Source organism: Flavobacterium micromati (assembly GCF_900129585.1).
GTDB lineage: Bacteria > Bacteroidota > Bacteroidia > Flavobacteriales > Flavobacteriaceae > Flavobacterium > Flavobacterium micromati.
In genome coordinates this window covers 1-23322 of the sequence record NZ_FQWF01000014.1, presented here as the reverse complement: position 1 = coordinate 23322, position 23322 = coordinate 1, and the positions used below count along the sequence as shown (strand labels likewise).

The 23322-nt window shown below is 33.2% G+C and carries 25 protein-coding genes and 2 pseudogenes; 12 read left to right on the top strand and 15 right to left on the bottom strand.

The genetic code is table 11. From position 1 onward, the window contains the following. Positions 1–741, top strand: coding sequence for a DUF3667 domain-containing protein (locus BUB42_RS14385; RefSeq protein ID WP_073021612.1), 741 nt, complete (start codon positions 1–3; stop codon positions 739–741). Between the two features lie 272 nt (positions 742–1013). Here the strand turns inward: BUB42_RS14385 and BUB42_RS17015 are convergent. After that, positions 1014–1211: pseudogene (locus tag BUB42_RS17015) on the bottom strand (IS91 family transposase); the annotation flags it as partial. A 651-nt stretch (positions 1212–1862) separates the two neighbouring features. Between BUB42_RS17015 and BUB42_RS14375 the strand changes: the two are divergent. The 6 genes from BUB42_RS14375 (at position 1863) to BUB42_RS14350 (ending at position 6189) form a co-directional block, all read left to right on the top strand. Continuing rightward, entirely contained in the window at positions 1863–2108 is a 246-nt protein-coding gene (locus BUB42_RS14375; RefSeq protein ID WP_073021610.1) for a type II toxin-antitoxin system ParD family antitoxin, read from the top strand. Next, entirely contained in the window at positions 2108–2407 is a 300-nt protein-coding gene (locus BUB42_RS14370) for a type II toxin-antitoxin system RelE/ParE family toxin (protein WP_073021608.1), read from the top strand. The genes BUB42_RS14375 and BUB42_RS14370 overlap by 1 nt, the downstream gene beginning before the upstream one ends. Positions 2408–2828: 421 nt before the next feature. Beyond that, complete coding sequence (locus BUB42_RS14365; RefSeq protein WP_073021607.1) at positions 2829–3167, top strand: type II toxin-antitoxin system RelE/ParE family toxin; 339 nt, start codon at positions 2829–2831, stop codon at positions 3165–3167. Between the two features lie 4 nt (positions 3168–3171). Beyond that, positions 3172–3483 (top strand): helix-turn-helix domain-containing protein, encoded by a 312-nt coding sequence (locus BUB42_RS14360; RefSeq protein WP_073021606.1) that lies wholly within the window; start codon positions 3172–3174, stop codon positions 3481–3483. Positions 3484–3825: 342 nt separating this feature from the next. Further along, on the top strand, positions 3826–4728 hold the full coding sequence (locus tag BUB42_RS14355; protein WP_073021604.1) for an alpha/beta hydrolase family protein: 903 nt from the start codon (positions 3826–3828) through the stop codon (positions 4726–4728). A gap of 969 nt (positions 4729–5697) precedes the next feature. Continuing rightward, positions 5698–6189, top strand: coding sequence for a DoxX family protein (locus BUB42_RS14350; protein WP_073021602.1), 492 nt, complete (start codon positions 5698–5700; stop codon positions 6187–6189). Between the two features lie 457 nt (positions 6190–6646). Here BUB42_RS14350 and BUB42_RS14345 read toward each other — a convergent pair whose 3' ends face one another. From BUB42_RS14345 to BUB42_RS14315, 7 genes are all read right to left on the bottom strand, one after another. Continuing rightward, positions 6647–7756 carry an NAD(P)-dependent alcohol dehydrogenase gene (locus tag BUB42_RS14345; RefSeq protein ID WP_073021600.1) on the bottom strand — a complete coding sequence of 370 codons (1110 nt, stop codon included), beginning with the start codon at positions 7754–7756 and terminating at the stop codon, positions 6647–6649. Positions 7757–8082: 326 nt separating this feature from the next. Further along, the gene (locus BUB42_RS14340; protein WP_073021598.1) at positions 8083–8265 is read right to left on the bottom strand and encodes a DUF3078 domain-containing protein; all 183 of its coding nucleotides are present in this window, start codon (positions 8263–8265) and stop codon (positions 8083–8085) included. Positions 8266–8528: 263 nt separating this feature from the next. After that, positions 8529–9035 (bottom strand): DUF2480 family protein, encoded by a 507-nt coding sequence (locus BUB42_RS14335; protein ID WP_073021596.1) that lies wholly within the window; start codon positions 9033–9035, stop codon positions 8529–8531. Between the two features lie 85 nt (positions 9036–9120). Further along, positions 9121–9444: an SUF system Fe-S cluster assembly protein gene (locus tag BUB42_RS14330; RefSeq protein ID WP_073021594.1), complete on the bottom strand. Its 324-nt coding sequence runs from the start codon at positions 9442–9444 to the stop codon at positions 9121–9123. Positions 9445–9626: 182 nt separating this feature from the next. After that, a complete protein-coding gene (locus BUB42_RS14325) occupies positions 9627–10046 on the bottom strand; it encodes a SufE family protein (RefSeq protein ID WP_073021592.1) in 420 nt (139 codons plus the stop codon). 26 nt (positions 10047–10072) lie between these two features. Further along, positions 10073–10504 carry a hypothetical protein gene (locus tag BUB42_RS14320; RefSeq protein WP_073021591.1) on the bottom strand — a complete coding sequence of 144 codons (432 nt, stop codon included), beginning with the start codon at positions 10502–10504 and terminating at the stop codon, positions 10073–10075. A 9-nt stretch (positions 10505–10513) separates the two neighbouring features. Continuing rightward, positions 10514–11728, bottom strand: coding sequence for an aminotransferase class V-fold PLP-dependent enzyme (locus tag BUB42_RS14315; RefSeq protein ID WP_073021589.1), 1215 nt, complete (start codon positions 11726–11728; stop codon positions 10514–10516). A gap of 232 nt (positions 11729–11960) precedes the next feature. Between BUB42_RS14315 and BUB42_RS14310 the strand changes: the two genes are divergently transcribed. Continuing rightward, a complete protein-coding gene (locus tag BUB42_RS14310) occupies positions 11961–13307 on the top strand; it encodes a serine hydrolase domain-containing protein (protein ID WP_073021587.1) in 1347 nt (448 codons plus the stop codon). A gap of 86 nt (positions 13308–13393) precedes the next feature. Here the strand turns inward: BUB42_RS14310 and sufD are convergent, their stop codons facing one another. From sufD to BUB42_RS14280, 6 genes are read right to left on the bottom strand one after another with little or no spacing between them, the layout of a single operon-like run. After that, a complete protein-coding gene (gene sufD, locus BUB42_RS14305) occupies positions 13394–14710 on the bottom strand; it encodes a Fe-S cluster assembly protein SufD (RefSeq protein WP_073021585.1) in 1317 nt (438 codons plus the stop codon). 1 nt (position 14711) lies between these two features. Continuing rightward, the gene (gene sufC / locus BUB42_RS14300; protein WP_073021584.1) at positions 14712–15464 is read right to left on the bottom strand and encodes a Fe-S cluster assembly ATPase SufC; all 753 of its coding nucleotides are present in this window, start codon (positions 15462–15464) and stop codon (positions 14712–14714) included. Between the two features lie 11 nt (positions 15465–15475). Then, on the bottom strand, positions 15476–15748 hold the full coding sequence (locus tag BUB42_RS14295; RefSeq protein ID WP_073021582.1) for a Txe/YoeB family addiction module toxin: 273 nt from the start codon (positions 15746–15748) through the stop codon (positions 15476–15478). Beyond that, the gene (locus tag BUB42_RS14290) at positions 15739–15945 is read right to left on the bottom strand and encodes a DUF2683 family protein (RefSeq protein WP_073021580.1); all 207 of its coding nucleotides are present in this window, start codon (positions 15943–15945) and stop codon (positions 15739–15741) included. The genes BUB42_RS14295 and BUB42_RS14290 overlap by 10 nt, the downstream gene beginning before the upstream one ends. Positions 15946–15977: 32 nt before the next feature. Further along, entirely contained in the window at positions 15978–17426 is a 1449-nt protein-coding gene (gene sufB, locus BUB42_RS14285) for a Fe-S cluster assembly protein SufB (RefSeq protein WP_073021578.1), read from the bottom strand. Between the two features lie 55 nt (positions 17427–17481). Next, entirely contained in the window at positions 17482–17811 is a 330-nt protein-coding gene (locus tag BUB42_RS14280; protein WP_072989305.1) for a HesB/IscA family protein, read from the bottom strand. Between the two features lie 169 nt (positions 17812–17980). Between BUB42_RS14280 and BUB42_RS14275 the strand changes: the two genes are divergently transcribed. From BUB42_RS14275 to BUB42_RS14260, 4 genes are all read left to right on the top strand, one after another. Next, entirely contained in the window at positions 17981–18841 is an 861-nt protein-coding gene (locus tag BUB42_RS14275; protein WP_073021690.1) for an MBL fold metallo-hydrolase, read from the top strand. Positions 18842–18915: 74 nt separating this feature from the next. Continuing rightward, positions 18916–20541 carry a S8 family peptidase gene (locus BUB42_RS14270; protein ID WP_073021576.1) on the top strand — a complete coding sequence of 542 codons (1626 nt, stop codon included), beginning with the start codon at positions 18916–18918 and terminating at the stop codon, positions 20539–20541. Between the two features lie 63 nt (positions 20542–20604). Continuing rightward, positions 20605–22476 (top strand): M1 family metallopeptidase, encoded by a 1872-nt coding sequence (locus BUB42_RS14265; RefSeq protein WP_073021574.1) that lies wholly within the window; start codon positions 20605–20607, stop codon positions 22474–22476. 29 nt (positions 22477–22505) lie between these two features. Then, the gene (locus tag BUB42_RS14260) at positions 22506–22907 is read left to right on the top strand and encodes a hypothetical protein (protein WP_073021572.1); all 402 of its coding nucleotides are present in this window, start codon (positions 22506–22508) and stop codon (positions 22905–22907) included. Between the two features lie 202 nt (positions 22908–23109). Here BUB42_RS14260 and BUB42_RS16600 read toward each other — a convergent pair. Then, positions 23110–23322 (bottom strand): annotated as a pseudogene (locus BUB42_RS16600) (hypothetical protein); the annotation flags it as partial.

Below are 23322 nucleotides of genomic sequence, written 5' to 3'. Positions count from 1 at the left end.
ATGACTGAAACTTGTCTTAACTGTGATAAACCAGTAACAGATGTTTTCTGTGCTAATTGCGGACAGAAAACATCTGTTCATCGATATTCCTTTAAACACTTCATAGAACATGACTTAATTCACGGAATTTGGCACGTTGACAATGGAATTCTTTTTACAATAAAAGAATTATTTACTAGACCAGGACATAGCGTTAGAGAATTCATCAATGGAAAAAGAGTTGGTTATTTTAGTTTTGTTACATTATTGATACTTATTCTTGCAATTTCACATTTTTTAGGTGAATATGCCAAAGTAAAACTTTCTGATTTAATGCCTGAAAACAGTAAAGGTGCTGTAAATGAACTTCAAGAATTTACAAAGAAATATCCCAAATCAATGTTGCTTATCACAATTCCATTTTACTCAATTTTCAGTTTTCTTTGGTTTAGAAAATCAAAACTTAATTTAACTGAGCATTTTGTTTTGAATTCATATAAAACGATTGGAGAATCATTAATTGCACTTTCATTTTTGATAATAACAATATTTTGTACCAATGTTAAAGTGTTGACAATAATTTACAGTTTAATTAGTATCATTACATTAGCTTATGCTTTTTGGTTTTATAGACAATACTTTTTAGCTTATGGCTATTCAAAAAAATCTTTGTTTATTAGAAGTATCGGTGTTGTATTTTCATATATATTTTTGTCAATACTTGTTGGAGTAATTGTGGCAAAGATGAAATTTGGTAAATAAATAAACTTCTGCTAACAACTAAGGCTTCGCGGCGAACGGGCACCCGAGCGACAGCGAACGCACGAAGTAATGAACCCGCGGTTGAATCCTGCGCGGCAAACAGGCTAGAGCCGGCTGAGAGTTCGATCGTACTGGGATGTCGTTATTGAGGTTTTGATAATTGAAGAGGATTTAGTATCCTCTTTTATTTTGGACTGCAAAAAGGCCGGTTTTTCTCTTGTTTTCCTTTCCCGAAGTTTCGGGACTAGTCATGACTTCCCATACCCATAAAGTTAAATTATACAAGGACTTGAGCTTTGGCTACCGCCAAGATACCATCCCGACACTTCGGGAGGCGGACCACGCTGGTCAAAAACCGCTATCCGATGTAAATTGCCTGTTTTACTACGAGGACATTTGGGTAGAAAAGGCTTTTTCTCTGCTTTTTCTAGTAGTTTAGTTTTTAGCTTTTCTTGTAAAAGTTTTAGTTTAGGTGCGATTAAATTTGGAATACCGGACTTTGATTTGATTTAGAAAGTTTACAATTTACATCCGCTACCTTATACATATTTTAGTTTTTCAGTTCGAGCGCAGTCGAGAACCATTACACATCTTGATTACGCTCGATAAGACGAAATAGGAGTGGTAAATATTACTGAATTTTTAATGTTACGCTGAATTTTTCATTTGATTTTGACAACTTACAACTTATATCTGCTACTTTATAAATATTTCAGTTTGTCAGTTCGAGCGCAGTCGAGAACACTTTGGCATCTTGCCTGCGCCCGACGGGAAAAAATAGGATTGGAATAAATCGAATAGATTTTTAGTGTTACGCTGGATTTTTTAATTTGCTTGACCGCAACTTACTAAAATAGTGCTTAAAAGTATTAGCCTCACTTTTTCAGATTGTAATGGCTCATCTTAGGCCTTTTTTAACCTTAAAATTTTTAACTACAATTAAAAGAGAGCGAATAAAATCTTCATTTGAACGACAAATCAGCTATATTCAAAATATAGCTAACACATTTAGAAAACTAAAGAGGCTTATGTACGAACTGAGGTCAACGATAACTTTTGTGTAAAAGACATAAAAAATTTGAGTTTTATACCAATTGTTGGTATCTTTGATAAAAAAAATTATGGCACGAAATACATCAATATTACTGGGAGACTATTTTGAAATTTTCATCAAAGAACAAATTGCTACAGGAAAGTATAGTTCCGTAAGTGAAGTTGTTAGAACTGCTTTAAGAATTTTCGAGCAGGAAGAAGCTAAAACAAAATCTTTAATGCATGAACTAAAAATTGGAGAACAGAGTAATAAAATGAAAGATTTTGATCGTAAAAAAAATCTTGAAATTTTGAAGGCTAATTTTCAAAAATAATGTCAGAGTACGTAATTAGTGAAAAAGCGATAGAAGATATTAATAACATTTGGATTTATACCGCAGAAAATTGGTCTGTTGAGCAAGCAGATAGATATTATAACTTAATTTATGACGAGATTGAGTATATTGTTAAAGATTTTGAGATGGCACGTGACTTTGGGAAAATTAGGAAATCGTATAAATATTCAAAAGTAAAATCACATTTAATTTTCTTCAAAAAAGATAAAATGAACGAAATTGAAGTCGTCAGAGTTTTGCATGAAAGGATGGATATTGAAAACAGATTAGCAGAATAAAAAAAGTTACGCTTGACAGTGAAGGCTCCGTTGCGTTCGCCGCGGCGAACGAACGCCCGAGCGACAGCGAAAGGACGAAGTAATAAATCCGCAGTTGAATCCGCCGCGGCGGACAGGCTTGATCCGAGTATATCCATTACACTATGGAGTTATCGTGAAAAATATTTGAAGGATTACAAGAGGCAACAACGCCTCTTTTTTTTTGCAGTAAAATGAGAATGGTTTTTATCTTTATTTCTTTTACTTTTTATTGTACGACAAATCAACTATATTTATCAAATAGTTAGAGTGTTTTGAAAACTTTGGAGGTTTTTAGACGGATTGATGTTGTAAGACAGCAACAAGCGAACCAAAATTCCAACAAAATTTGTTTCTTAAAAAGGAAACTTTTATCTTTATTAAAAATTAAGACGGGTATAAAATGGATTATAAATTTAAAGTTGAATTTCTTGAACCTGTTATAGAGTTTTTGGAAAGCTTAGACCAAAAATCCAAAGAAAAGATACTCTACAATATTTGGAAATCCAGAACTGTAAATGACAAGGAATTATTTAAAAAACTTGATAGAGAAATTTGGGAATTTAGAACTCTATACAATAAGCAATATTTAAGGTTATTTGCTTTTTGGGATAGATCAGATAAACAAGATACGATTGTCATTTCTACTCATGGTATTATAAAAAAAACAGATAAAACTCCAAAAGTAGAAATTGAAAAAGCAGAATCATTAAGAATAAAATATTTTAACGAAAAAAAATAAGATTATGAAAACATACAGTTTAGATGAAGTGACAGATAAATTCGTTGGAGAAAAAGGAACCGCAAATAGAGATAATTTTGAAAATGAATTAAAAATCGATTTAATAGGTCAAACAATCAAACAAATTCGAAAAGAGAGAAACTTAACACAAGAACAATTAGGACAATTGGTTGGTGTAAAAAAGGCTCAAATCTCAAAAATTGAGAATAGTTTAACTGACGCTAGATTCGACACGATTATCAAAGTGTTTCATGCTTTAAATGCTAAAATTAACTTTAATGTAGAGTTATTGAATCAGAATGTAGCGATCCATTAAAATTGCCGTTGTACAACTGTTAAGGCTTTGTTGGGCTTGAAAAGCCAACAAAAAAAGACGCGGTTGAATCTTCCGCGGCAGACAAGCTGGAACCGGTTACATGCCGTCAACAATTATGGAGTTATCTTTAAGTTATTATTAGGATTTTAGGAGGCTATCAAGCCTCTTTTTTTAATAGAATAAGACTAATTTATATCGTGAACTCATTTGCCTATGTGTAAGAGAAATCGATTATATTTACCAAGACGTTAAAAAGTTTTGAGAACGTTGAAGGTTTTAAGACGGACTAACGTTGTTAACAATACTCTATAGAGAAATAAAGTAATATTTTATAAAACTAAGATGAACATTAAATTTTTTTCTAGCTTATTTCTTTGGCTATTAATTACAATTTTACCAGAAATGGCGTTTTCTCAATCGACAGACTTTACAATAAAAGATGTAAAGTTTAAAAGTGAGGGCGTTACTCTTGCAGGTTCAATTTTAACGCCTAGAAAAAAAATAGTTGCAGCAGTTGTAATTGTTCACGGGTCTGATCCAGTAAAAAGAGAAATGGAGTTCGCAAAACGTCTTGCTAAAGAAGGTTTTGCTGTATTGACGTATGATAAACGAGGAGTTGGAGAATCTGGCGGTTTATATGCAGGACCATCTGTTGGTACAAATAATATTGACAATACTAATCTTAATTTATTAGCTCAGGATGCAAGTTCAGCGGTAAATACATTTCAAACATATTTGAAAGATAAAAAAATACCGATCGGGTTAATAGGCTTCAGTCAAGCAGGATGGATAATTCCTATTGCTGCAAACAAAAACACGTTAGTGAAATTCATGGTTTTATTTAGTTGTCCTACCATTACAACATTAGAACAGCTTCGATTTCAGTTTTATACTAATGGAAACGATAATTTTTGGGAAAATCATACAGAAGCAGATGCTCGTGAGCATATCAAAAATGATGTTGATCGTTATCAATTTACAGCAACTGATCCAAAAATTTTTCTAAATAGCATCTCAATCCCAGGACTTTGGCTTTTTGGTGAAAAAGACATACAGATTCCTGTAAAGTTGTGTATCGAACAATTAAATACATTGAAAGCTGAAGGCAAGCCTTTCGAATACACCCTGTTTTCTAAAATAGGGCATAATACTGTCAATGACAATTATACAGTTCCCTTTGATATTTCGATTCAATGGATAAAGCAGAAAACTTCTGATATTAAAAAGTCTAAACCATTAAAATAAAGCGGTGCCTAAAAAGGTAAGAGTTCGTTGCGTTCATCGTGGCGAACGAACACCCGAGCGATAGCGGACAAACGAATTAATGAATCCGCGGTTGAATCCTTCGCGGCGAAAATGATGGAACCGATTACAAGCCGCTAACACAATAGAGTTATCGTAAAATTATTACAAGTCCGCAATGGTTTGTATGAAGAGACAGTACCGCCTCTTTTTATTGAGGTAAAAAATAAGATGTTTTTATATTGTTTTCATTTAATTATATGCTCAATTTTCCTAACCTAAAAATCTAGCTTTTACATCAGCTCGGGCTTTGGCAATTGTCAATATACCAAATAGGTGGACAGCGTTAGTTAAAAACCGCTATTTTATGCAAATTGTTAGTTTTATTAGAAGGATATTTGGGTTAAAAAGGCTTCGCTTTTTCTAAAACTTTTACCTTAAATTTTTCTGTAAAAGTTTTTGTTTATATACTGTCAAACTCAGAATAGCAGATTTTGATTAGATTTTAATTTAACAAAAACTCTAATCCCGCTTATCAATTAAAGTATTTACTCAACCTTTTTATTAAGGATTACAAAAATTACACGCATTGCTCTGCGACATTTGAAAAATAATTCTATCGCTACATTATACTGATCTGACATCAAAAAGGGACCATCAATTCAGCAAACGATTGCTGATAAATTTTTCGGTATTTTACTACTTTACGCTCTTTTTTATTCTAATTATAAATGATTTTTAATTAATTTTACAACAGCGTTTTTTATGTAATAGATTACAGAATTTATAGTTCTGTAACAGTCAAACCAAACTCAAGGCTACTTTAAATTACTGTTTCAAAAGGCATTTTGATTTTACAGAAAACACAAAAAGTACAGGTTTTTGTGCGTCATACTACTGCCACATGTTTGCGAGAATTACAAAAAACAGCTACCTTAAACAACCAACGAACTTAAAATTCTAAACTTAATTATGAAAGAAATTTTTAAAAAATTAGACAAAAGGATTATAGACAAATTCGATAAAATTACAATAAAAGTTATGAGAAGCACAAGCAGACCTGCTATTCGCTTATCATTTGGTATTATATTTATTTGGTTTGGTATACTAAAACCATTACATCTTTCACCAGCAGAAGGTTTATTAAAAGCAACTGTAACGTGGTTGCCCTTCGGCTCACCAGATAATTGGTTAATAATTATTGGTTGGTGGGAAGTTGTTATTGGGATTTTCTTTCTCTTTGAAAAAACAACGAGAATAGCAATTATACTTTTACTTACGCAGATGGTAGGAACATTTATGCCTTTAGTTTTTCTTCCTGAGGTGACTTTTCAATCGGGTAATTTTTTGTTGCCAACATTAGAGGGCCAATATATAATTAAAAATCTTATTATTATTTCAGCTGCCTTAGTGCTTGGTGGAGAAGTTAACAGATCAAAAAATCAGAACAGAAATCACAGCTAACCTCGTAAGATTATTTGTGTCCGTACTAACTAACAAACAAAAAAGATGTCTAAGCCGTCACGGCGGACAGTCTGGAATTAGGTACTGATTTACCTGTGAAGGTATCGCAATGGAGATACAGTAATTTTAAGAAACAAGAGCAACTCTTTTATTTTGCGGTGTAAGATAATTTGTTTTTCGGTCTTTCACTTATTGGTCAACGTTCTTGTTTGCGCGCTCTCAACAAATAACCACTTCCTTTAAGATACAATGTAGCGATTAATGCGATTAATTAAAATAATGTTTTGTAAAAGTAGTGAAATGGCAAAAAAGTGTTTGTGAATGAACTTGTGTTGTAATCTATTTATGGAATCACAGTCTTGAATAAACAAGATAAATTTAAATCCATACGTAAAGTGAAGCGCATAAAAATCTAACTCTTCTGGGTAAGCAACAAGAGTTAGGTTAACTATTATACCTAATTATGTTGTAATGATTTCATATCAATTACATATCTAAATCGAACATCTTCATTTTTGATGTGGTCAAATGCTTCATTTACATCTTGAATATTTATTATCTCTACATGAGGTGCAATATTGTGAGTTGCACAAAAATCTAAAACTTCCTGTGTCTCCGCGATGCCACCTATAAAAGATCCCGCAATAGATCTACCGTATTTAGCTACGTCCATATTGTTTGTAGCAGTCTCATATGGTCCAAGAAGGCCTACGGTGATAATTGTGCCACGAGGTGATAAAAGGTTTACATAAGGATTAATGTCAAAGCTAGAAGGTATTGTGCAAAGTAAAAAGTCGAAAGTAGTTTCATTTGCTTTCATATCCTCCTCATTAGTAGAAAGTAACACATGATCAGCACCAAGTAAGCGCGCGGCATCTCTTTTATCTTCGCTTGTAGTAATAGCAGTAACTTTTGCTCCCATCGCTTTTGCAATCATCACGCCCATGTGACCCAAGCCTCCAATCCCAATAATTCCGACAGTATCGCCCGCTTTCACTCCCCAATGTTTTAAGGGTGAGTAGGTAGTGACGCCAGCACAAACTATTGGTGCGGCTCTCTCAATCTCAATTTCAGAGGGAATCGATAACAAAAAATTTTCTTTTACCACAATATGACTTGAAAATCCTCCAAAAGTATTGTAATCGGTGCCGTCTGGTTTAAAATAACCGTTGTAAGTCATAGTTGGACCCACAACTCCCAAACAATATTGTTCTTCTCCTGCCTTGCAAGATTTACAATTTTGACAAGAATCAATCATACAGCCTATGCCTACAATATTATCGATCTCAAATTTTTGAACTGATGATCCTTTTTTAATGATTTTTCCAATAATTTCATGACCTGGAACACATGGATAAATGGTATTATGCCAATCGTTATTCACCTGATGTATGTCTGAATGACAGATACCACAAAATAATATTTCTATTAAAACTTCGTCGGAGTTGGGTTGGCTTCTTTCAATTTCCATCAATTCAAGTTTTTTACCTCCTATAAAATTACCAGAAGCGCCATAAGCCTTTGATGTAATTTTTTTTGTTTCGTCAGTCCAAATTTCGCTTTCCATATCTAAAACTTTTAATTAATTGTTTTTTAATAAAAGTATAGAATATAGTAAATCAGTATGTTATATTATTTATTTGCATTATTGCGAAATTAACGGTTTTAAAAAATAATTAAATTAGAATTTGAAATAAATATTTTTTAGTGATTTGCCTTTGGGAACATAAAAAAACAAAAAGATCTTTTACAAGTTTTATAAAAGTCTTTTTTCAAAATTTATCATAATTTTAGAAGCCGTAATTGACAGCGAAGCCAACATTTTTACGAGGTTGTTCTTGAAGCATGTCGAAACTAATTTGGAAATAAGCTAAAAAAAAGAAATACGTTGTTCTATTCGTTTGCGTTGCTGGATTTAGACCAACATCTATTTGCGTGGAAGAGCGTCAGCATTTGGGTCTTTGCTAAATCGCGTCTTGTAATAACTTTATTTCCCCAGTTAATATCGCCTTTTTTATAAGTGAAATCGTAATTTATTAGAAAATTAGAAGCAATATTATTTTGGCCTGCTGCCAACCAATTTTAAAAGTGGATTAATTACCAATAACTGAAAAATTGTCCACTTTTAACTGTCCATTTGGTTTTTCTTCTTTAGTTTTTGATGTGGCCACAACTGTTTTTTTTAAATTTTCTTTTCCCGAGAAAAACTCAATGTAGCAAAGAATTTAAAACTAAATACTATTTTTCTAATCATGTAATAAATTAAGCCATGAAGATAAAATATGTAATCAAAAAGTCAACCAATAACGAGAACCTGTAACAGTTGACGAAATAAAACCTTATTTGGAAATTTTGAACAATGGTACAGCGGAGCAGGCTTCACCAAACATAATACTTTTTGCAAAGGGAACTAGTTTTTGAACGGCTAAAACATACGCTTCATTTGGAACTGGCTTAGTTGCACAACCTTTTAAAATTACAGGTTTCTTATCGTAAATAGAAAAGTCAATTTGTTCAAGTTTTTCTTGATATAGGTTTAAAAGTAGATCATGCTTACTTCCAGCTACAACTTTTATCGCAATAAATTTTAGATTTACCGCAACTAATGCAAAAGTCCAAGCGGGCAAAATTGCATCTGTAGAACAAAATATCGACACATAGGAATCTTTATATTGCAACCAGTCGTAATTTTTTAAGGATTCTCGAAAGTCTTTTTCAATCAAAACTATTCCTTCGGTTAACCACTCGGCAATATCGATGGATTGTAATGATTGTTTTGGGAAAAAATCTTCAAGATCGAAAACTTCCAGAACGCTATTTGCTACCTTATTTATTATTTCTTCCATTTTATTTTAGTTCAATAGCTAGTATCAGTCTTTTCGTTTAGAGCTACTTGCTGATTACAAAAAGACTGATAACTATAAACTATTTTTAAAGCATTCCTAATTCTAATTTAGCTTCCTCGCTCATTAAATCTTTGCTCCATGGCGGATCAAAAGTAATTTCTACTTCTGCATCTTTTACATTTTCGATTGATTTTACTTTGTCTTCCACTTCTCGTGGCAAACTTTCGGCAACTGGGCAGTTTGGCGAAGTAAGTGTCATCAAGATTTTTACTTCATAATCAGTATTGACCATTACATCGTAAATTAATCCTAATTCATAAATATCTACAGGAATCTCTGGATCGTAAATTGTTTTTAACGTTTTTACGATTGATTCGCCTAATTCTGTTGTGTCTATTTCTTGTTCCATTTTTGTTAATATTTTGTTTTTTAAGCCATAAAAACCGTTCCAGTTTTATAGCTTTTTAAAGGTTTAGTTTAATCAATAATGTGGCCTTGTAAACTACCTAATATATCTTCTTTAAAGATTATGTTTTTAAATTAGTTTAAAATGGCATACACAGTTTACAAAAAAAGGAACTTTCGCTCTAATTAGTTTCTATGTTCAAAAGCCAAAGCATACATTTTAATATTTTTAATCATCGATACTAATCCATTAGCGCGAGTAGCAGATAAATGTTCTTTCAATCCTATTTCATCTATAAAATCCATATCTGCTTGTAATATATCAGATGCTTTTTGATTGGAGAATGTACGAATTAATATTGCAATAATTCCTTTTGTCAATATAGCGTCGCTATCAGCAGTAAAAACAATTGTATCATCAGTTTGTTCGCCTTGCAACCACACTTTAGATTGGCATCCTTTAATAATATTGCTTTCTGTTTTATACTCTTCTTTAATCAAAGGCAGTTTTTTGCCTAATTCAATTATGTATTCGTATCGTTCCATCCAGTCGTCAAACATCGAAAACTCGTCAACAATTTCGTTCTGTATTTCTTTAATTTTCATAGTAAGCTGAATTTGTGTCGGTTTTATTATTTTTTAATTAATGAGTTGACTTTATCTACTAATTGCTTAATTTCTTTTGGCGGAAAGCCATGATCAAAATTAGCCGTTTCATAATTTTTCTCGTCAAAGGTAATTTTTAAATTGGCTACAGCCGCACCATCATATAAACGTTTTTCTGTAGGGGCTTTTAATTTAACCAAGTGATCTAATTGTACTTCTTTAAAATAGGAAACCAACTCATCCCAATCTGAAGCATTTATTTTTAGGAGAATCGATTTATCATCACCATTTCTATCTTTTGAAACCATAATCGTTTGATTTTTCACCGTTATCTTTTGATAAAAACCACGACTAGAAGCTGTATATTCAATTACTACAGTTTTCATATCTTGAGCAGTGACACCATCGCATCCTTTGCCTAAAAAAAGTAATAAGAAAAATGCAGTTAGAATTTTCATATTTATTTTTTAAGATAACATCATTTGAGCCCTTTTAATTGCGGCAACCATTATATCAATTTCCTCTTTGGTATTGTAAAATGCAAATGAAGCTCTAATCGTACCAGGAATATCAAAGAAAGTCATGATAGGTTGCGCACAATGATGACCTGTACGAACTGCTATTCCTAATTTGTCCACGATAGTACCTATATCATACGGATGAATTCCTTCAATATTAAACGAAATCACGGATGTTTTTTCTTTGGCGGTGCCAAAAATTTTCAACCCCTCAATTTCTAGTAATCGTTTCGTCCCGTATTCTAATAATTCTTTTTCTTGCTGTTGAATGTTGTCAAAACCAACTTCGTTCATGTAATCAATTGCGGTTCCTAGCACAATACCACCAGCAACATTTGGTGTTCCAGCCTCAAATTTATGAGGTAATTCGGCGTAAGTTGTTTTTTCAAAACTCACTTCTTTGATCATTTCGCCACCACCTTGATACGGCGGTAATTTATTTAACCAAGCTTCTTTTCCATATAAAATACCAGTTCCTGTAGGCCCACATATTTTATGTCCCGAAAAAACGTAGAAATCACAGTCCAATTCTTGTACATCGGGTTTAAGGTGCGGAACTGCTTGTGCGCCATCAATTAAGATTGCTGCTCCAACTTCGTGCGCCTTATCAATCATGTATTTAATAGGATTTACAGTTCCAAGGGCATTTGAAATATGATTTACTGTAACTATTTTGGTTTTGCTTGAAAGTAATTTATCAAATTCTTCCATAATCAATTCACCTTCGTGATTCATAGGAATGACCCGTAAAACCGCTCCTGTTTTTTCGCATAGCATCTGCCACGGCACAATATTGCTATGGTGTTCCAATGCTGAAACTAGCACTTCATCGCCTTCTTTTAAAATAGAGGCAAATCCGTTGGTTACCAAATTAATTCCGTGTGTTGTTCCCGAAGTAAAAAGTACTTCATGTGAAAACTTAGCGTTGATATGATTTTGAATTTTTCCTCGTGAAATCTCGTATGCGTCAGTTGCCAGTTGGCTCAAAGTATGCACACCACGATGAATATTAGCGTTGATTTCCTGATAATATTTTGAAATTGCGTCGATTACTACCTGCGGCTTTTGTGATGTGGCGCCGTTATCGAAATAAACTAATGGTTTTCCATTTACTTTCTGAGAAAGAATAGGGAAGTCGGCTCTAATTTTATTAATGTCTAACATGTACCTAATTGTTTTTTAGCTTTACTGGTATTTCATGATGCCAATAAATAATGGTATTTTTGATAAACAACTTTATAATGTTTTTCATTATTTAGAATTTATCTAAATACAAAAGTAATAAAAATGCAGTCAATTTTTGGCAAACACTTGTTAATAAAACCTCATTTTCTATACTTGCTTCTGCTAAGTAATTCTAATTCTTTTTTATTAAATTGCTTCAAATTAATTCAGTATGAAAAAATTCTTGAAGGTAGTTGGTTTTGCAGTAATTGTGGCGTTGGTTTATTTAAGTTTTACAAATTATCCTAAACTTGATTTAATTTCTGGTTTTTCAGCTAAAAGTATAGCTTCGGGTCATTTTATAGATAATCGCTCTCAGGAAATGATTGAGAAAGGAGACAATGATATTGATCTTATTGATTTGGCTAAAAATACGATTAATGAATCTACACATTTTGCTACCGCCTCAGTTTACGGTTTAAAAGAGCGAAAGGCAATTTATCGCAAAGGATTAGGAGCAACATTAATCAATGATGAGTTTGATGAAGCAAAACCATATTTAGTTCCTAAACGAACCCTATTAAACAATAATTTACCTTTTCCTTACGGAAATTTAGAATCTAAAGACACTGTTTTTAGCACTATTGATTATGTTAAATTGAATGTGGCTATTGCCAATGCTTTTGATAAAAAGGGAAAAATTGATAAACGAACTCGGTCGTTATTGGTAATTTATAAAGATAAAATTATTGCCGAAAAATACGATGTCGGTTTTAATAAAGAAAGTAAAATTCTGGGTTGGTCAATGACAAAGAGTATTACCAGCGCAATGTTTGGAATTTTAGAAAAGCAAGGAAAAATCAATATTTATGCTCCAGCTCCAATTCCGGAATGGGCAAATGACAAACGTAAAAGTATCACCACAAATGATTTGCTACACATGAATTCTGGCCTAGAATGGGAGGAGAAGTACGATAAAATTTGTGATGCCACCGAAATGCTTTTTCAGGCCGAAGATATGACTCGTTCCCAACTCGTAAAACAAGCTGTTTACAAACCTAATACACATTGGAATTATTCATCAGGGACTACAAACTTGCTTTCTGGAATTTTGCGCAAGCAATTCAAAACGCATCAAGAATATCTTGATTTTTGGTACGCTTCTTTAATAGATAAAATAGGAATGAATTCAATGATTCTCGAAACGGACATGACAGGGAATTATGTTGGTTCGTCTTACGGTTGGGCTACAACGAGAGATTGGTCGAAGTTTGGTTTGTTGTATTTGCACAAAGGAAACTGGAATGGCGAACAAATCTTTAACGAAAGTTGGGCTAAATATACTGCAACTCCTACCAATACTTCAAATGGTGATTATGGCGGACATTTTTGGTTAAATAGTGGTGGAAAATTTCCTGATGTTCCAAGAGATATGTATTATTGCGGCGGTTTTCAAGGGCAAATGGTTGTGATTATTCCATCACTAGATTTAGTAATTGTTAGAATGGGATTAGTAGAAAATCCTGAATTTGATTTTAACGAAATGTTTAAAGGGATTATTGGGAGTTTGAAGAAGTAAAATCAAATTAGGATAATACCTAAAAAACAAACCCTGTCAGAGTTTTGAACTCTGACAGGGTTGCTATTGTAACTTCTTTATTTACATTACAAATCAAATCCCATTTTAACGCCTAATTTAGTAGCGATAATTTTGGTAATCCGTTGTTTTAATTCTGGTATTTTGATGTTTTCAATCACGGCATTCGAGAACGCATACATCAATAATGCTTTAGCTTCTTTCTTGGGAATACCGCGCTGCTGCATGTAGAACAGAGCAGTTTCATCTAATTGCCCTACTGTACAACCGTGAGAACATTTTACATCATCTGCAAAAATTTCCAATTGTGGTTTGGCATTTATAGTTGCTTTGTCGCTCAGCAATATGTTATTGCTTTTTTGGAAAGCATTTGTTTTTTGAGCTTCTTTCTCAACATAAACTTTTCCGTTGAAAACGCCCGTTGAACGATCGGAATAAATTCCTTTATAATCTTGGAAACTTTCACAATTTGGAGTTGTATGTTTTACTAAAGTGTAGTGGTCTACATGTTGCTTTTCGCCAATAATTGTGATTCCGTTCAGCGTACTTGTCAATCTTTCACCAAAGTGATAAAAATTTAAATTGTTACGCGTAAGATTTCCTCCAAAAGAGAAAGTATGCACAGAGACATGGCTTTCTTGTTGTTGAGAAACGTAAGTATTGTCAATTAAATTAGCTTCAAGCGTGTCGTTTTGTATTTTATAATAATCAATAATTGCACTTTTTTGAGCAAAAATTTCAGTAACAGAATTCGTAAGAACTGGATTTTCAGTCAAACTTTGGTGGCGTTCTATAATTTGAACATGAGCGTTTTCGCCAACCACAATTAAGTTTCTTGGTTGAACCAAAAGCGCTGCTTCATTTCCGGTAGAGAAATACATGATCTCAATCGGTTTTTCTGACACTTTGCTTTTTGGAATGTTGATGTACGCTCCTTCATTGGCGAAAGCTGTATTGAGAGATGTTAAACTCTCGTCCTTACTGGCAATTTGGTTGAAGTATTTATCAATAACCATTTTGTATTTTGGTTTATTTAACGCCGATGACATTAAGCAAACATCAATGCCTTCGTGAGTTGTAGCGGACAAATGCGAGCTAAAAACACCATCAATAAAAACCAATTTATAAGTATCAACCTCATGCAAAAAGTACCTTCGAACTTGATTAAATTCAATCGAATTTTCGTGTTTTGGAAATACAGTAAAATCATTTTTTAAGATTGCATTTAATGATGTATATTTCCATGCTTCCTCTTTTTTAGATGGGAACCCTTTATTTTCAAAGTTTTCTATGGCAGCCGTTCTCACATCGTGAAGTTCTGAGTGAACATCAACCTGTTCTTCAAAAGCCATAAATGAAGCTAATAATTTTTCTTTTAATTCCATTTTATGCTTCTTGTTCTTGTTTGATCCAGTCGTATCCTTTTTCTTCTAATTCCAGTGCTAAACTGGCATTACCAGATTTTACAATTTTTCCATCCAATAAAACGTGAACAAAATCAGGAACTATGTAATCTAATAATCTTTGATAGTGTGTGATTACGACAACTGCATTTTTATCACTTTTTAATTTATTTACGCCATTAGCAACTATACGAAGTGCATCAATATCAAGTCCAGAATCAGTTTCATCAAGGATAGCTAATTTTGGCTCTAACATTGCCATTTGGAAAATTTCATTTCGTTTTTTCTCTCCACCTGAGAAACCTTCGTTAAGAGAACGTGACAAAAATTTTCTGTCAATTTCTAATAATTCTGATTTTTCACGAATCACTTTTAACATTTGGTTGGCTGGCATTTCTTCCAGACCTTGCGCTTTGCGAGTTTCGTTTATTGCAGTTCTCATAAAGTTTGTCACTGAAACTCCTGGAATTTCCACAGGATATTGAAACGAAAGAAAAACTCCTTTGTGAGCTCGTTCTTCAGGCGCTAAATCAGATAGATCTTCTCCATCTAGGAATATTGCCCCATCTGTCACTTCGTAATTTTCATTTCCTGCAATTATGGAAGCTAGTGTACTTTTACCAGCACCGTTTGGTCCCATTATCGCATGAACTTCTCCTGCTTTTACTTCAAGGTTTATACCTTTTAATATTTCTTTATCGCCAATTGTGGCATGTAAATTCTTTATTGATAACATATTGTATTTGTTTACTCGTAATGACCTTTTAGTGATAAAATGTCTAAAATTTCTATTGTGTTTTCTTCAGTAACTTTATATATGATGCGATGTTCTTGGTTTATTCTGCGGGACCATTTACCAGAAAGTTGATGTTTTAATTGTTCTGGTTTTCCGATACCTTCAAAAGGATGCAATTGTATATCTTCTATTAAATTTGCGATTTTATTTAAAATATTTTTATTTCCGGATTTAATCCAAAAATCTAAATCCTTTCTGGCTTTTACAGTAAATATTATTTGCATAAATCCTGAATTTCCTTAAGAGTCATTTTAATCCCTTTGCCGTCTTTAATACTTTGCTCTGCCTCTAAAATTTCTTTTACGAACTCAGGATTATATGGCTTTTCAATTTTTTCAATAATTTCAAATCCAAGCGACTTTGCCAATGATTTTAACACTGGAAAATCTTTCTTCTTTACATTTTTTAGAATTATATCCATTTCATAGTTTTTTAATTCCCCCTTTGGGGGTTTTATCCCACTGAACCCTCTAAACTAATCTCCAATAACTTCTGAGCTTCTACAGCAAATTCCATTGGTAATTTATTTAAAACATCTTTACTAAAACCATTTACAATCAAAGCAATTGCTTTTTCAGTTGGAATCCCACGTTGGTTACAATAAAAAACTTGGTCTTCGCCAATTTTTGACGTTGTGGCTTCATGCTCTATTTTAGCAGTTGGATTTTTAGTTTCGATATATGGAAAAGTATGTGCACCACAATTATTCCCCATTAATAAAGAATCACACTGAGAAAAATTTCTAGCATTATCGGCATTTGGTCCAATTTTCACTAAACCACGGTAACTATTTTGAGATTTTCCCGCAGAAATACCTTTAGAGATAATTGTCGATTTAGTGTTTTTACCTAAATGGATCATTTTTGTTCCCGTATCAGCCTGTTGGAAATTATTAGTAACTGCAATCGAATAAAATTCGCCTGTTGAATGATCTCCTTTTAAAATCACAGAAGGATATTTCCAAGTAATTGCGGATCCTGTTTCTACTTGTGTCCAAGATATTTTTGCGTTTTTCTCGCAAATTCCTCTCTTAGTCACAAAGTTGTAAACGCCGCCTTTTCCTTCTTTATTTCCTGGATACCAGTTTTGGACTGTGGAATATTTAATTTCAGCATCATCCAATGCAATTAATTCCACACATGCAGCATGCAATTGATTTTCATCCCTGCTTGGAGCTGTACATCCTTCTAAATAAGAAACGTAACTTCCAGCATCAGCAATAAGTAATGTTCTTTCGAACTGTCCTGTTCCTGCTTGATTTATTCTAAAGTAAGTCGAAAGTTCCATTGGGCAACGAACTCCTTTTGGAATATAACAAAAAGAACCATCTGAGAAAACAGCCGAATTTAGTGCTGCATAGAAATTGTCTTTTTGTGGAATAACTGTTCCTAAATATTTACGAACTAATTCTGGATGCTCCTTAATAGCTTCAGAAATACTCATAAATATTATTCCTTTTTCACCTAATGTTTTTTTGAATGTAGTAGCCACTGAAACTGAATCAACAACGATGTCCATAGCAACATTGTTCATCATTTTTTGTTCATCAACCGAAATGCCTAATTTCTTGTACATCTCTAAAAGTTCGGGATCTACATCATCAAGTGTTTTGTTAGGATCAACTATTTTTGGCGCTGAATAATAAGAAATAGCTTGAAAATCAGGTTTCACATAATGTACATTTGCCCATTCTGGCTCAACCATTTGCTCCCAAGCACGATATGCTTCAAGACGCCAGTCGGTCATCCATTGTGGCTCTCCTTTTTTGTGCGATATCGCTCGTACTATATCTTCATTTAAACCAACAGGAAAAGTTTCCGATTCCAATTCAGTGTAAAATCCATACTCATATTCTTTAGTTTCGAGTTCGATTTTTAAGTCGTCTTCTGTATATTTTGACATATTGTTTTTTTAGTTAACTCTATCAGATTTTGTAGTTCCTAAAGAGTGTTAGAAATTAGAGCGAAAAGCTCTCCCCGCAACCACAAGTTCTATTGGCATTTGGATTATTAAAAACGAATCCTTTTCCGTTTATTCCTCCCGAAAATTCTAGTATTGTTCCAGCTAAGTATAGAAAAGATTTTTTTTCTACAGCAATAGTTATATCGTTATCAATAAATATTTTATCCTCTTCATTCTTGGCCTTATCAAATTTTAAATCGTAAGATAATCCAGAACATCCGCCGCTTTTTACACCAACTCTTACATAGTCTTTTGCAGCGTCAAATCCGTCATCTTTCATTAGATCGATGATTTTCTTTCTTGCAGTGTCAGAAACTTTAATCATAGCTTATATTGATTTTGTCTAAATTAAAGGCAAAGATACTATATAAAAAGCTTTTTCCATAATGGATAACATTTTTATAACTAATGTGAAAATAGAAAAAAGCTATTTATAACTTTGAAAAGAATTTGAATTTCATAACTTTGATTTTTGTCAAATGAAATACGTAAATATGAAATTATATCCTATAGAAACCGGAAATTTTAAATTAGATGGTGGAGCAATGTTTGGCGTGGTGCCAAAAACAATTTGGAATAAAACCAACCCAGCCGATGCAAACAATTTAATTGATATTGCAGCGCGTTGTTTACTAATTGAAGATGGCAATAAACTGATTTTGATAGATACTGGAATGGGTAACAAACAATCGGAAAAATTCTTTGGTTACTATTCAGTTTGGGGTTCGCATTCTATGGATAAATCATTAGCGAAACACGGATTTCATCGGGACGACATCACCGACGTTTTTATGACTCATTTGCATTTTGATCACTGCGGTGGCAGCGTAATTTGGAACAAAGATAGATCGGGCTACGAACTTGCTTTTAAAAATGCTAAATATTGGAGTAATGAAAACCATTGGGAATGGGCAACTAAACCTAACCCTCGAGAAAAAGCTTCTTTTTTATCGGAAAATATTTTGCCGATGCAAGAAAGCGGTCAATTAAACTTTATAAAAAGACCTGATGGCGATTTCTTGAAGCAGTCCGAGTTGGGTTTTGGAATCTTTTTTGCTGATGGTCACACTGAAAAACAAATGATTCCGCACATTCAGTACAAAGACAAAACAATTGTTTTCTGTGCTGATTTATTGGCAACAGCCGGACACATTCCCATTCCTTACGTCATGGGTTATGATACAAGACCTTTGTTGACAATGCCCGAAAAACAAAAATTCATGACCGCGGCCGCCAATAATAATTACTATTTGTTTCTAGAACACGATGCGCATAACGAAATTATCACTGTAGAAAACACTGAAAAAGGAGTACGATTAAAGGAAACGTTTTCTTGTTCTGAAATCCTAACATAGTGTTAAGTAGGATTGTATTAGTAACAAAAAATTTTATTTTCGACAAATATTTCAAAAAACGTAAACACAATTAAATGAATACCATCAAACCCATTTACATATCTGCTTTTGCTTTATTAGTTTTAGCAGGATGTGGCACTACAAAACAAGTTATAAATACTAAAGGATTAATAGACATTACTGCTCCCCTAAATGTTAAAAAGAAGGCAGTTTTAAGTGAAAATGAATTAAAACGCTGGAGTCATCTTGACATCGTTAATGATACTATTCCCGGAATGAGCGTCGATCGAGCATATACTGAATTACTAAAAGATAAAATAGGCGTTCCAGTTATAGTAGGAATTGTCGATTCAGGAGTGGATATTGAACATGAAGATTTGAAAAATGTTCTTTGGACAAATATTAAAGAAATAGCTAGAAACGGAATTGATGATGATAAAAACGGCTATATTGATGACATTCATGGATGGAATTTTTTAGGCGATGTAACTAAAGAAAATTTAGAATACGAAAGAATTATTAAAGATAAAAGTTTAACTGATGACGCAACGTATCAAGCAGCAAAAAGCTTAAATGATAAAAAAGTAGCTGAAGCCACTGCAGGAAAATCTCAATTAGAGCAAATGCTGGTTGCAGTAAACGATGCTGATGTGATATTAGTAAAACACCTCGCAAAACCAGTTTACACCGCTGAAGATGTAAATTCGATCACCTCGGCAGATGCGGATATTCAAAAAAGTAAAATGATAATGCAGCAAATGCTTTCTTATGGATTGCCAGTTGATGGTTTAAAAGAAGCAATTGAAAAGGATCTTACGGGTTTTGTAGCTTTATCAAGTGGAGAAAATCTAAAAACAGACTATCGTAAAGTCTTAGGTGATAACCCCAATGATATAACCGATACGAAATACGGGAACAACAATGTGATAGGTCCTGATAAAAAAGAAGCGCTTCATGGAACTCACGTTGCTGGAATTGTTTCACAAGCAAGAAATAATAATTTGGGGGGTGATGGCGTTGCTAATAATGTTAAAATCCTTACAGTCCGAGCTGTTCCAGATGGCGATGAATATGATAAAGATATTGCTCTAGGAATTCGCTACGCAGTTGATAATGGAGCAAAAGTTATAAATGGTAGTTTTGGAAAAGCTTTTTCTCCACATAAGCAATGGGTTTATGACGCCATTAAATACGCAGAAAAGAAAGATGTTTTGTTTGTTCATGCAGCTGGAAATGATGCAAAAGATATTGATTATGCTGACAATTTCCCAACAGATTCTGATGATAAAAAAATGGAATTTGCTGAAAATGTAATTACAATTGGAGCATTAAATTTTGAATATGGTGATAAAGTGGTTGCTCGTTTTTCAAATATTGGACAAATCAATGTCGATGTTTTTGCTCCTGGTGTTCAAATTTATGCAACCACTCCTGAGAACACTTATCAATTTCTTGCAGGAACATCAATGGCTGCGCCAAATGTTGCTGGAGTTGCGGCATTAATTCGGTCGTATTATCCAAAATTGTCTGCTAAACAAGTTAAGAGCATCTTGATGGAATCTGGTGTGGCAATTACAACGGATGTTATTGTTGGCGGTAAAGAAAGTGATGTTCGATCTTTTTCAACTTTATCTAAATCAGGAAAAATCGTTAACGCTTACAATGCGCTGATAATGGCTGAAAAAATGTCTAAAAAATAAAAATTTATAAATACACTAAATGGAGGGATAATTTTGTCCTTCCATTTTTATTTTAACTCAAACATGAAAAAAATACTTTTACTCTCTTTTCTTACTTTAAGTTTTGGAAGCTTGATAGCACAAAGCACTACTTACTGGCAACAACACGCTGATTACAAAATGGAAGTGGCTATGGATGTTAAAAATTACCAATATAAAGGCAAGCAAGAATTGGTTTACACCAATAATTCGCAAGACACACTCAACAAAGTATACTACCATTTATTCAATAATGCGTTTCAGCCTGGAAGCGAAATGGATGCTAGAATTCAAAGTATAAAAGATCCAGATGCTAGAATGGTAACTAAGGTAAAAGTTGGAGACAAAGAAATCAAAGAAAGCCGAATTAAAAATTTGGCACCTAACGAAATTGGTTATTTACGAATTTCTAATTTTATGCAAGATGGCGTTGCTGCTGTGACAAAAACGGTTGGAACTATTTTAGAAGTAACTTTGGCTAAGCCAATTTTGCCCAATTCAAAAACTACTTTTACTTTAGATTTTGACGGACAAGTTCCAGTTCAAATTCGTCGATCTGGCCGAAACAATGCTGAAGGTGTTGCTTTATCAATGGCGCAATGGTATCCTAAAATAGCCGAATTTGATTTTGAAGGTTGGCATGCCGATCCTTACATTGCCAGAGAATTTCACGGAGTTTGGTCTAACTTTGATGTGAAAATTACCATTGACAAAGATTTTGTTTTAGGAGGTACTGGTTATTTGCAAAATAAAAATGAAATAGGACACGGCTATCAGGATTCAGGAGTTGTTGTTACTACTCCAAAGAAAACTAAAACGTTGACTTGGCATTTTAACGCACCTATGGTACATGATTTTACTTGGGCAGCTGATAAGGATTATATTCACGATGTTGTAAAAGGACCTAACGGTGTTGACTTGCATTTTCTATATAAGAATAATCCAAAATTTATAGAAAACTGGAAAAATTTACAGCCGAAAACGGTGGAGTTGATGAAAATTTTTAATGAAACAGTTGGTAATTATCCATACAAGCAATATTCGGTAATTCAAGGAGGCGATGGTGGAATGGAATACGCAATGTGTACTTTGATTTTGGGTCAGGGAAGTTTTGAGGGATTGGTGGGAGTTACGGCTCATGAACTGGCACACTCATGGTTCCAACATGTGTTAGCTTCAAATGAATCAAAACATGGCTGGATGGACGAAGGGTTTACCTCTTTTTTAGATGATTACGGGACGAATGAAATTTCAGATTCAAAAGTGGAAAATCCTTTCCTAAATGCTTACAGAGGATATTTCTCTATGGTAAATTCAGGTAAAGAATTGCCTCAGGCCACGCATGCGGATCGTTTTGATGAAAATAGAGTTTACAGTATAACTTCCTATAGCAAAGGCGAGCTTTTCTTGACGCAGCTGATTTATTTGATAGGAAAAGAAAATCTATTAAAAACGTTAAAGAAATATTACAAAGACTTTCAGTTCAAGCATCCTACTCCAAATGATATTAAAAGATCAGCAGAAAGAGTTTCAGGCGCAAATTTAGATTGGTATTTAATGGATTGGACGCAAACCACAAATACAATTGATTACGGAATTAAAGAAGTTAAAGAAAATGCAAATCAAACAACAATAACTTTAGAAAGATTAGGTAGAATGCCAATGCCAATAGATTTATTAGTAGAATATACTGATGGAACAATGGAAAGTTTTTATATTCCGTTGCGAATGATGAGTTTTAAAAAAGAAAATACTAATCCAGCGGTAAAAAGAACAGTTTTGTCTGACTGGGCTTGGGCATTTCCAACAACAGAATTTTCAATTGCAAAGCCTAAAAATGCTATCAAGAAAATCACCATCGATCCAAGCGGATTGATGGCGGATGTAAAACCGGAGAATAATGTTTATAAACAATAAATCCCTTCGTAAATTTCAAATGCCCAATTATGAATATTACCTATAATGAGTCTGATAGATCTATCGAAATAAGAGATGGACTTAAAAGTTATGTTTTTCTGATCAAGTTTTTAATGTTTTTAAACTTAGGGAACTCCATTTTAAATTTATATGATTTAAGTACTGTGAATTTTGGATTTGTAAAAGTAATTTGGATGTTTTTAGGGGCTGTTTCTATGATTGTACTTTATAAATTTATAGTTAAAAAGTCAACCTTGGAAAATATACCAATTGATCAAATAAAAGGATTGAACGAACGCATTTTTTTAGGACGTAAAAAATACTTTTTAGAATTGAGCAATGGAAAGACGCGGGATTTGATCGAGGTCAAAACAGATGCTGATTTTAAGAAATTAAAGAAATTATTAAGCAAAGCAGGTATTCAGCTTTAAAATAAAAAGGGCGCAAAAAATTATTTTGCGCCCTTTTTTTATGGTAATAGAATATCTATTTTAATCATTTATTTAATCATCGCTAGTACAAGACAAGATGAAAAAAGGCAGTGACAATACTATTTTATTTATGTGTTTCATATTTACTGATTTTTTACATGGTTTCCCAACCGCATATTGTCAGTGATCGTAAAACTTAATTTCAACTAATCCATTTAGGCACAGCTATATGAGTTTGAACCCATTTGCCATTTTTCTTTTTATAAATAATAATCCTCGTGGCATATTCTAAAGGTGGAAATACGCTTCCATGAAAAAAGGTAAAAATGAGATATTCCTTGTTTTGATAATACATAGGCTGTGAAATATAAAAGTCTTCAAACACATACCCATACTCATTTAAACCAAAAAAGTA

Excerpts from the sequence above, each read along its gene's own strand:
- BUB42_RS14335 (WP_073021596.1), bottom strand. The coding sequence starts at position 9,035 with ATGGAAGAAATAATAAATAAGGTAGCAAATAGCGTTCTGGAAGTTTTC.
- BUB42_RS14295 (WP_073021582.1), bottom strand. The coding sequence starts at position 15,748 with ATGCAAATAATATTTACTGTAAAAGCCAGAAAGGATTTAGATTTTTGG.
- BUB42_RS14385 (WP_073021612.1), top strand. The coding sequence starts at position 1 with ATGACTGAAACTTGTCTTAACTGTGATAAACCAGTAACAGATGTTTTC.
- BUB42_RS14345 (WP_073021600.1), bottom strand. The coding sequence starts at position 7,756 with ATGGAAAGCGAAATTTGGACTGACGAAACAAAAAAAATTACATCAAAG.
- sufB (WP_073021578.1), bottom strand. The coding sequence starts at position 17,426 with ATGTCAAAATATACAGAAGACGACTTAAAAATCGAACTCGAAACTAAA.
- BUB42_RS14265 (WP_073021574.1), top strand. The coding sequence starts at position 20,605 with ATGAAAAAAATACTTTTACTCTCTTTTCTTACTTTAAGTTTTGGAAGC.
- BUB42_RS14275 (WP_073021690.1), top strand. The coding sequence starts at position 17,981 with ATGAAATTATATCCTATAGAAACCGGAAATTTTAAATTAGATGGTGGA.
- BUB42_RS14370 (WP_073021608.1), top strand. The coding sequence starts at position 2,108 with ATGTCAGAGTACGTAATTAGTGAAAAAGCGATAGAAGATATTAATAAC.
- BUB42_RS14360 (WP_073021606.1), top strand. The coding sequence starts at position 3,172 with ATGAAAACATACAGTTTAGATGAAGTGACAGATAAATTCGTTGGAGAA.
- BUB42_RS14260 (WP_073021572.1), top strand. The coding sequence starts at position 22,506 with ATGAATATTACCTATAATGAGTCTGATAGATCTATCGAAATAAGAGAT.
- BUB42_RS14355 (WP_073021604.1), top strand. The coding sequence starts at position 3,826 with ATGAACATTAAATTTTTTTCTAGCTTATTTCTTTGGCTATTAATTACA.
- BUB42_RS14350 (WP_073021602.1), top strand. The coding sequence starts at position 5,698 with ATGAAAGAAATTTTTAAAAAATTAGACAAAAGGATTATAGACAAATTC.
- BUB42_RS14320 (WP_073021591.1), bottom strand. The coding sequence starts at position 10,504 with ATGAAAATTCTAACTGCATTTTTCTTATTACTTTTTTTAGGCAAAGGA.
- BUB42_RS14375 (WP_073021610.1), top strand. The coding sequence starts at position 1,863 with ATGGCACGAAATACATCAATATTACTGGGAGACTATTTTGAAATTTTC.
- BUB42_RS14325 (WP_073021592.1), bottom strand. The coding sequence starts at position 10,046 with ATGAAAATTAAAGAAATACAGAACGAAATTGTTGACGAGTTTTCGATG.
- BUB42_RS14280 (WP_072989305.1), bottom strand. The coding sequence starts at position 17,811 with ATGATTAAAGTTTCTGACACTGCAAGAAAGAAAATCATCGATCTAATG.
- BUB42_RS14330 (WP_073021594.1), bottom strand. The coding sequence starts at position 9,444 with ATGGAACAAGAAATAGACACAACAGAATTAGGCGAATCAATCGTAAAA.
- BUB42_RS14290 (WP_073021580.1), bottom strand. The coding sequence starts at position 15,945 with ATGGATATAATTCTAAAAAATGTAAAGAAGAAAGATTTTCCAGTGTTA.
- BUB42_RS14365 (WP_073021607.1), top strand. The coding sequence starts at position 2,829 with ATGGATTATAAATTTAAAGTTGAATTTCTTGAACCTGTTATAGAGTTT.
- BUB42_RS14315 (WP_073021589.1), bottom strand. The coding sequence starts at position 11,728 with ATGTTAGACATTAATAAAATTAGAGCCGACTTCCCTATTCTTTCTCAG.
- sufD (WP_073021585.1), bottom strand. The coding sequence starts at position 14,710 with ATGGAATTAAAAGAAAAATTATTAGCTTCATTTATGGCTTTTGAAGAA.
- sufC (WP_073021584.1), bottom strand. The coding sequence starts at position 15,464 with ATGTTATCAATAAAGAATTTACATGCCACAATTGGCGATAAAGAAATA.
- BUB42_RS14270 (WP_073021576.1), top strand. The coding sequence starts at position 18,916 with ATGAATACCATCAAACCCATTTACATATCTGCTTTTGCTTTATTAGTT.
- BUB42_RS14310 (WP_073021587.1), top strand. The coding sequence starts at position 11,961 with ATGAAAAAATTCTTGAAGGTAGTTGGTTTTGCAGTAATTGTGGCGTTG.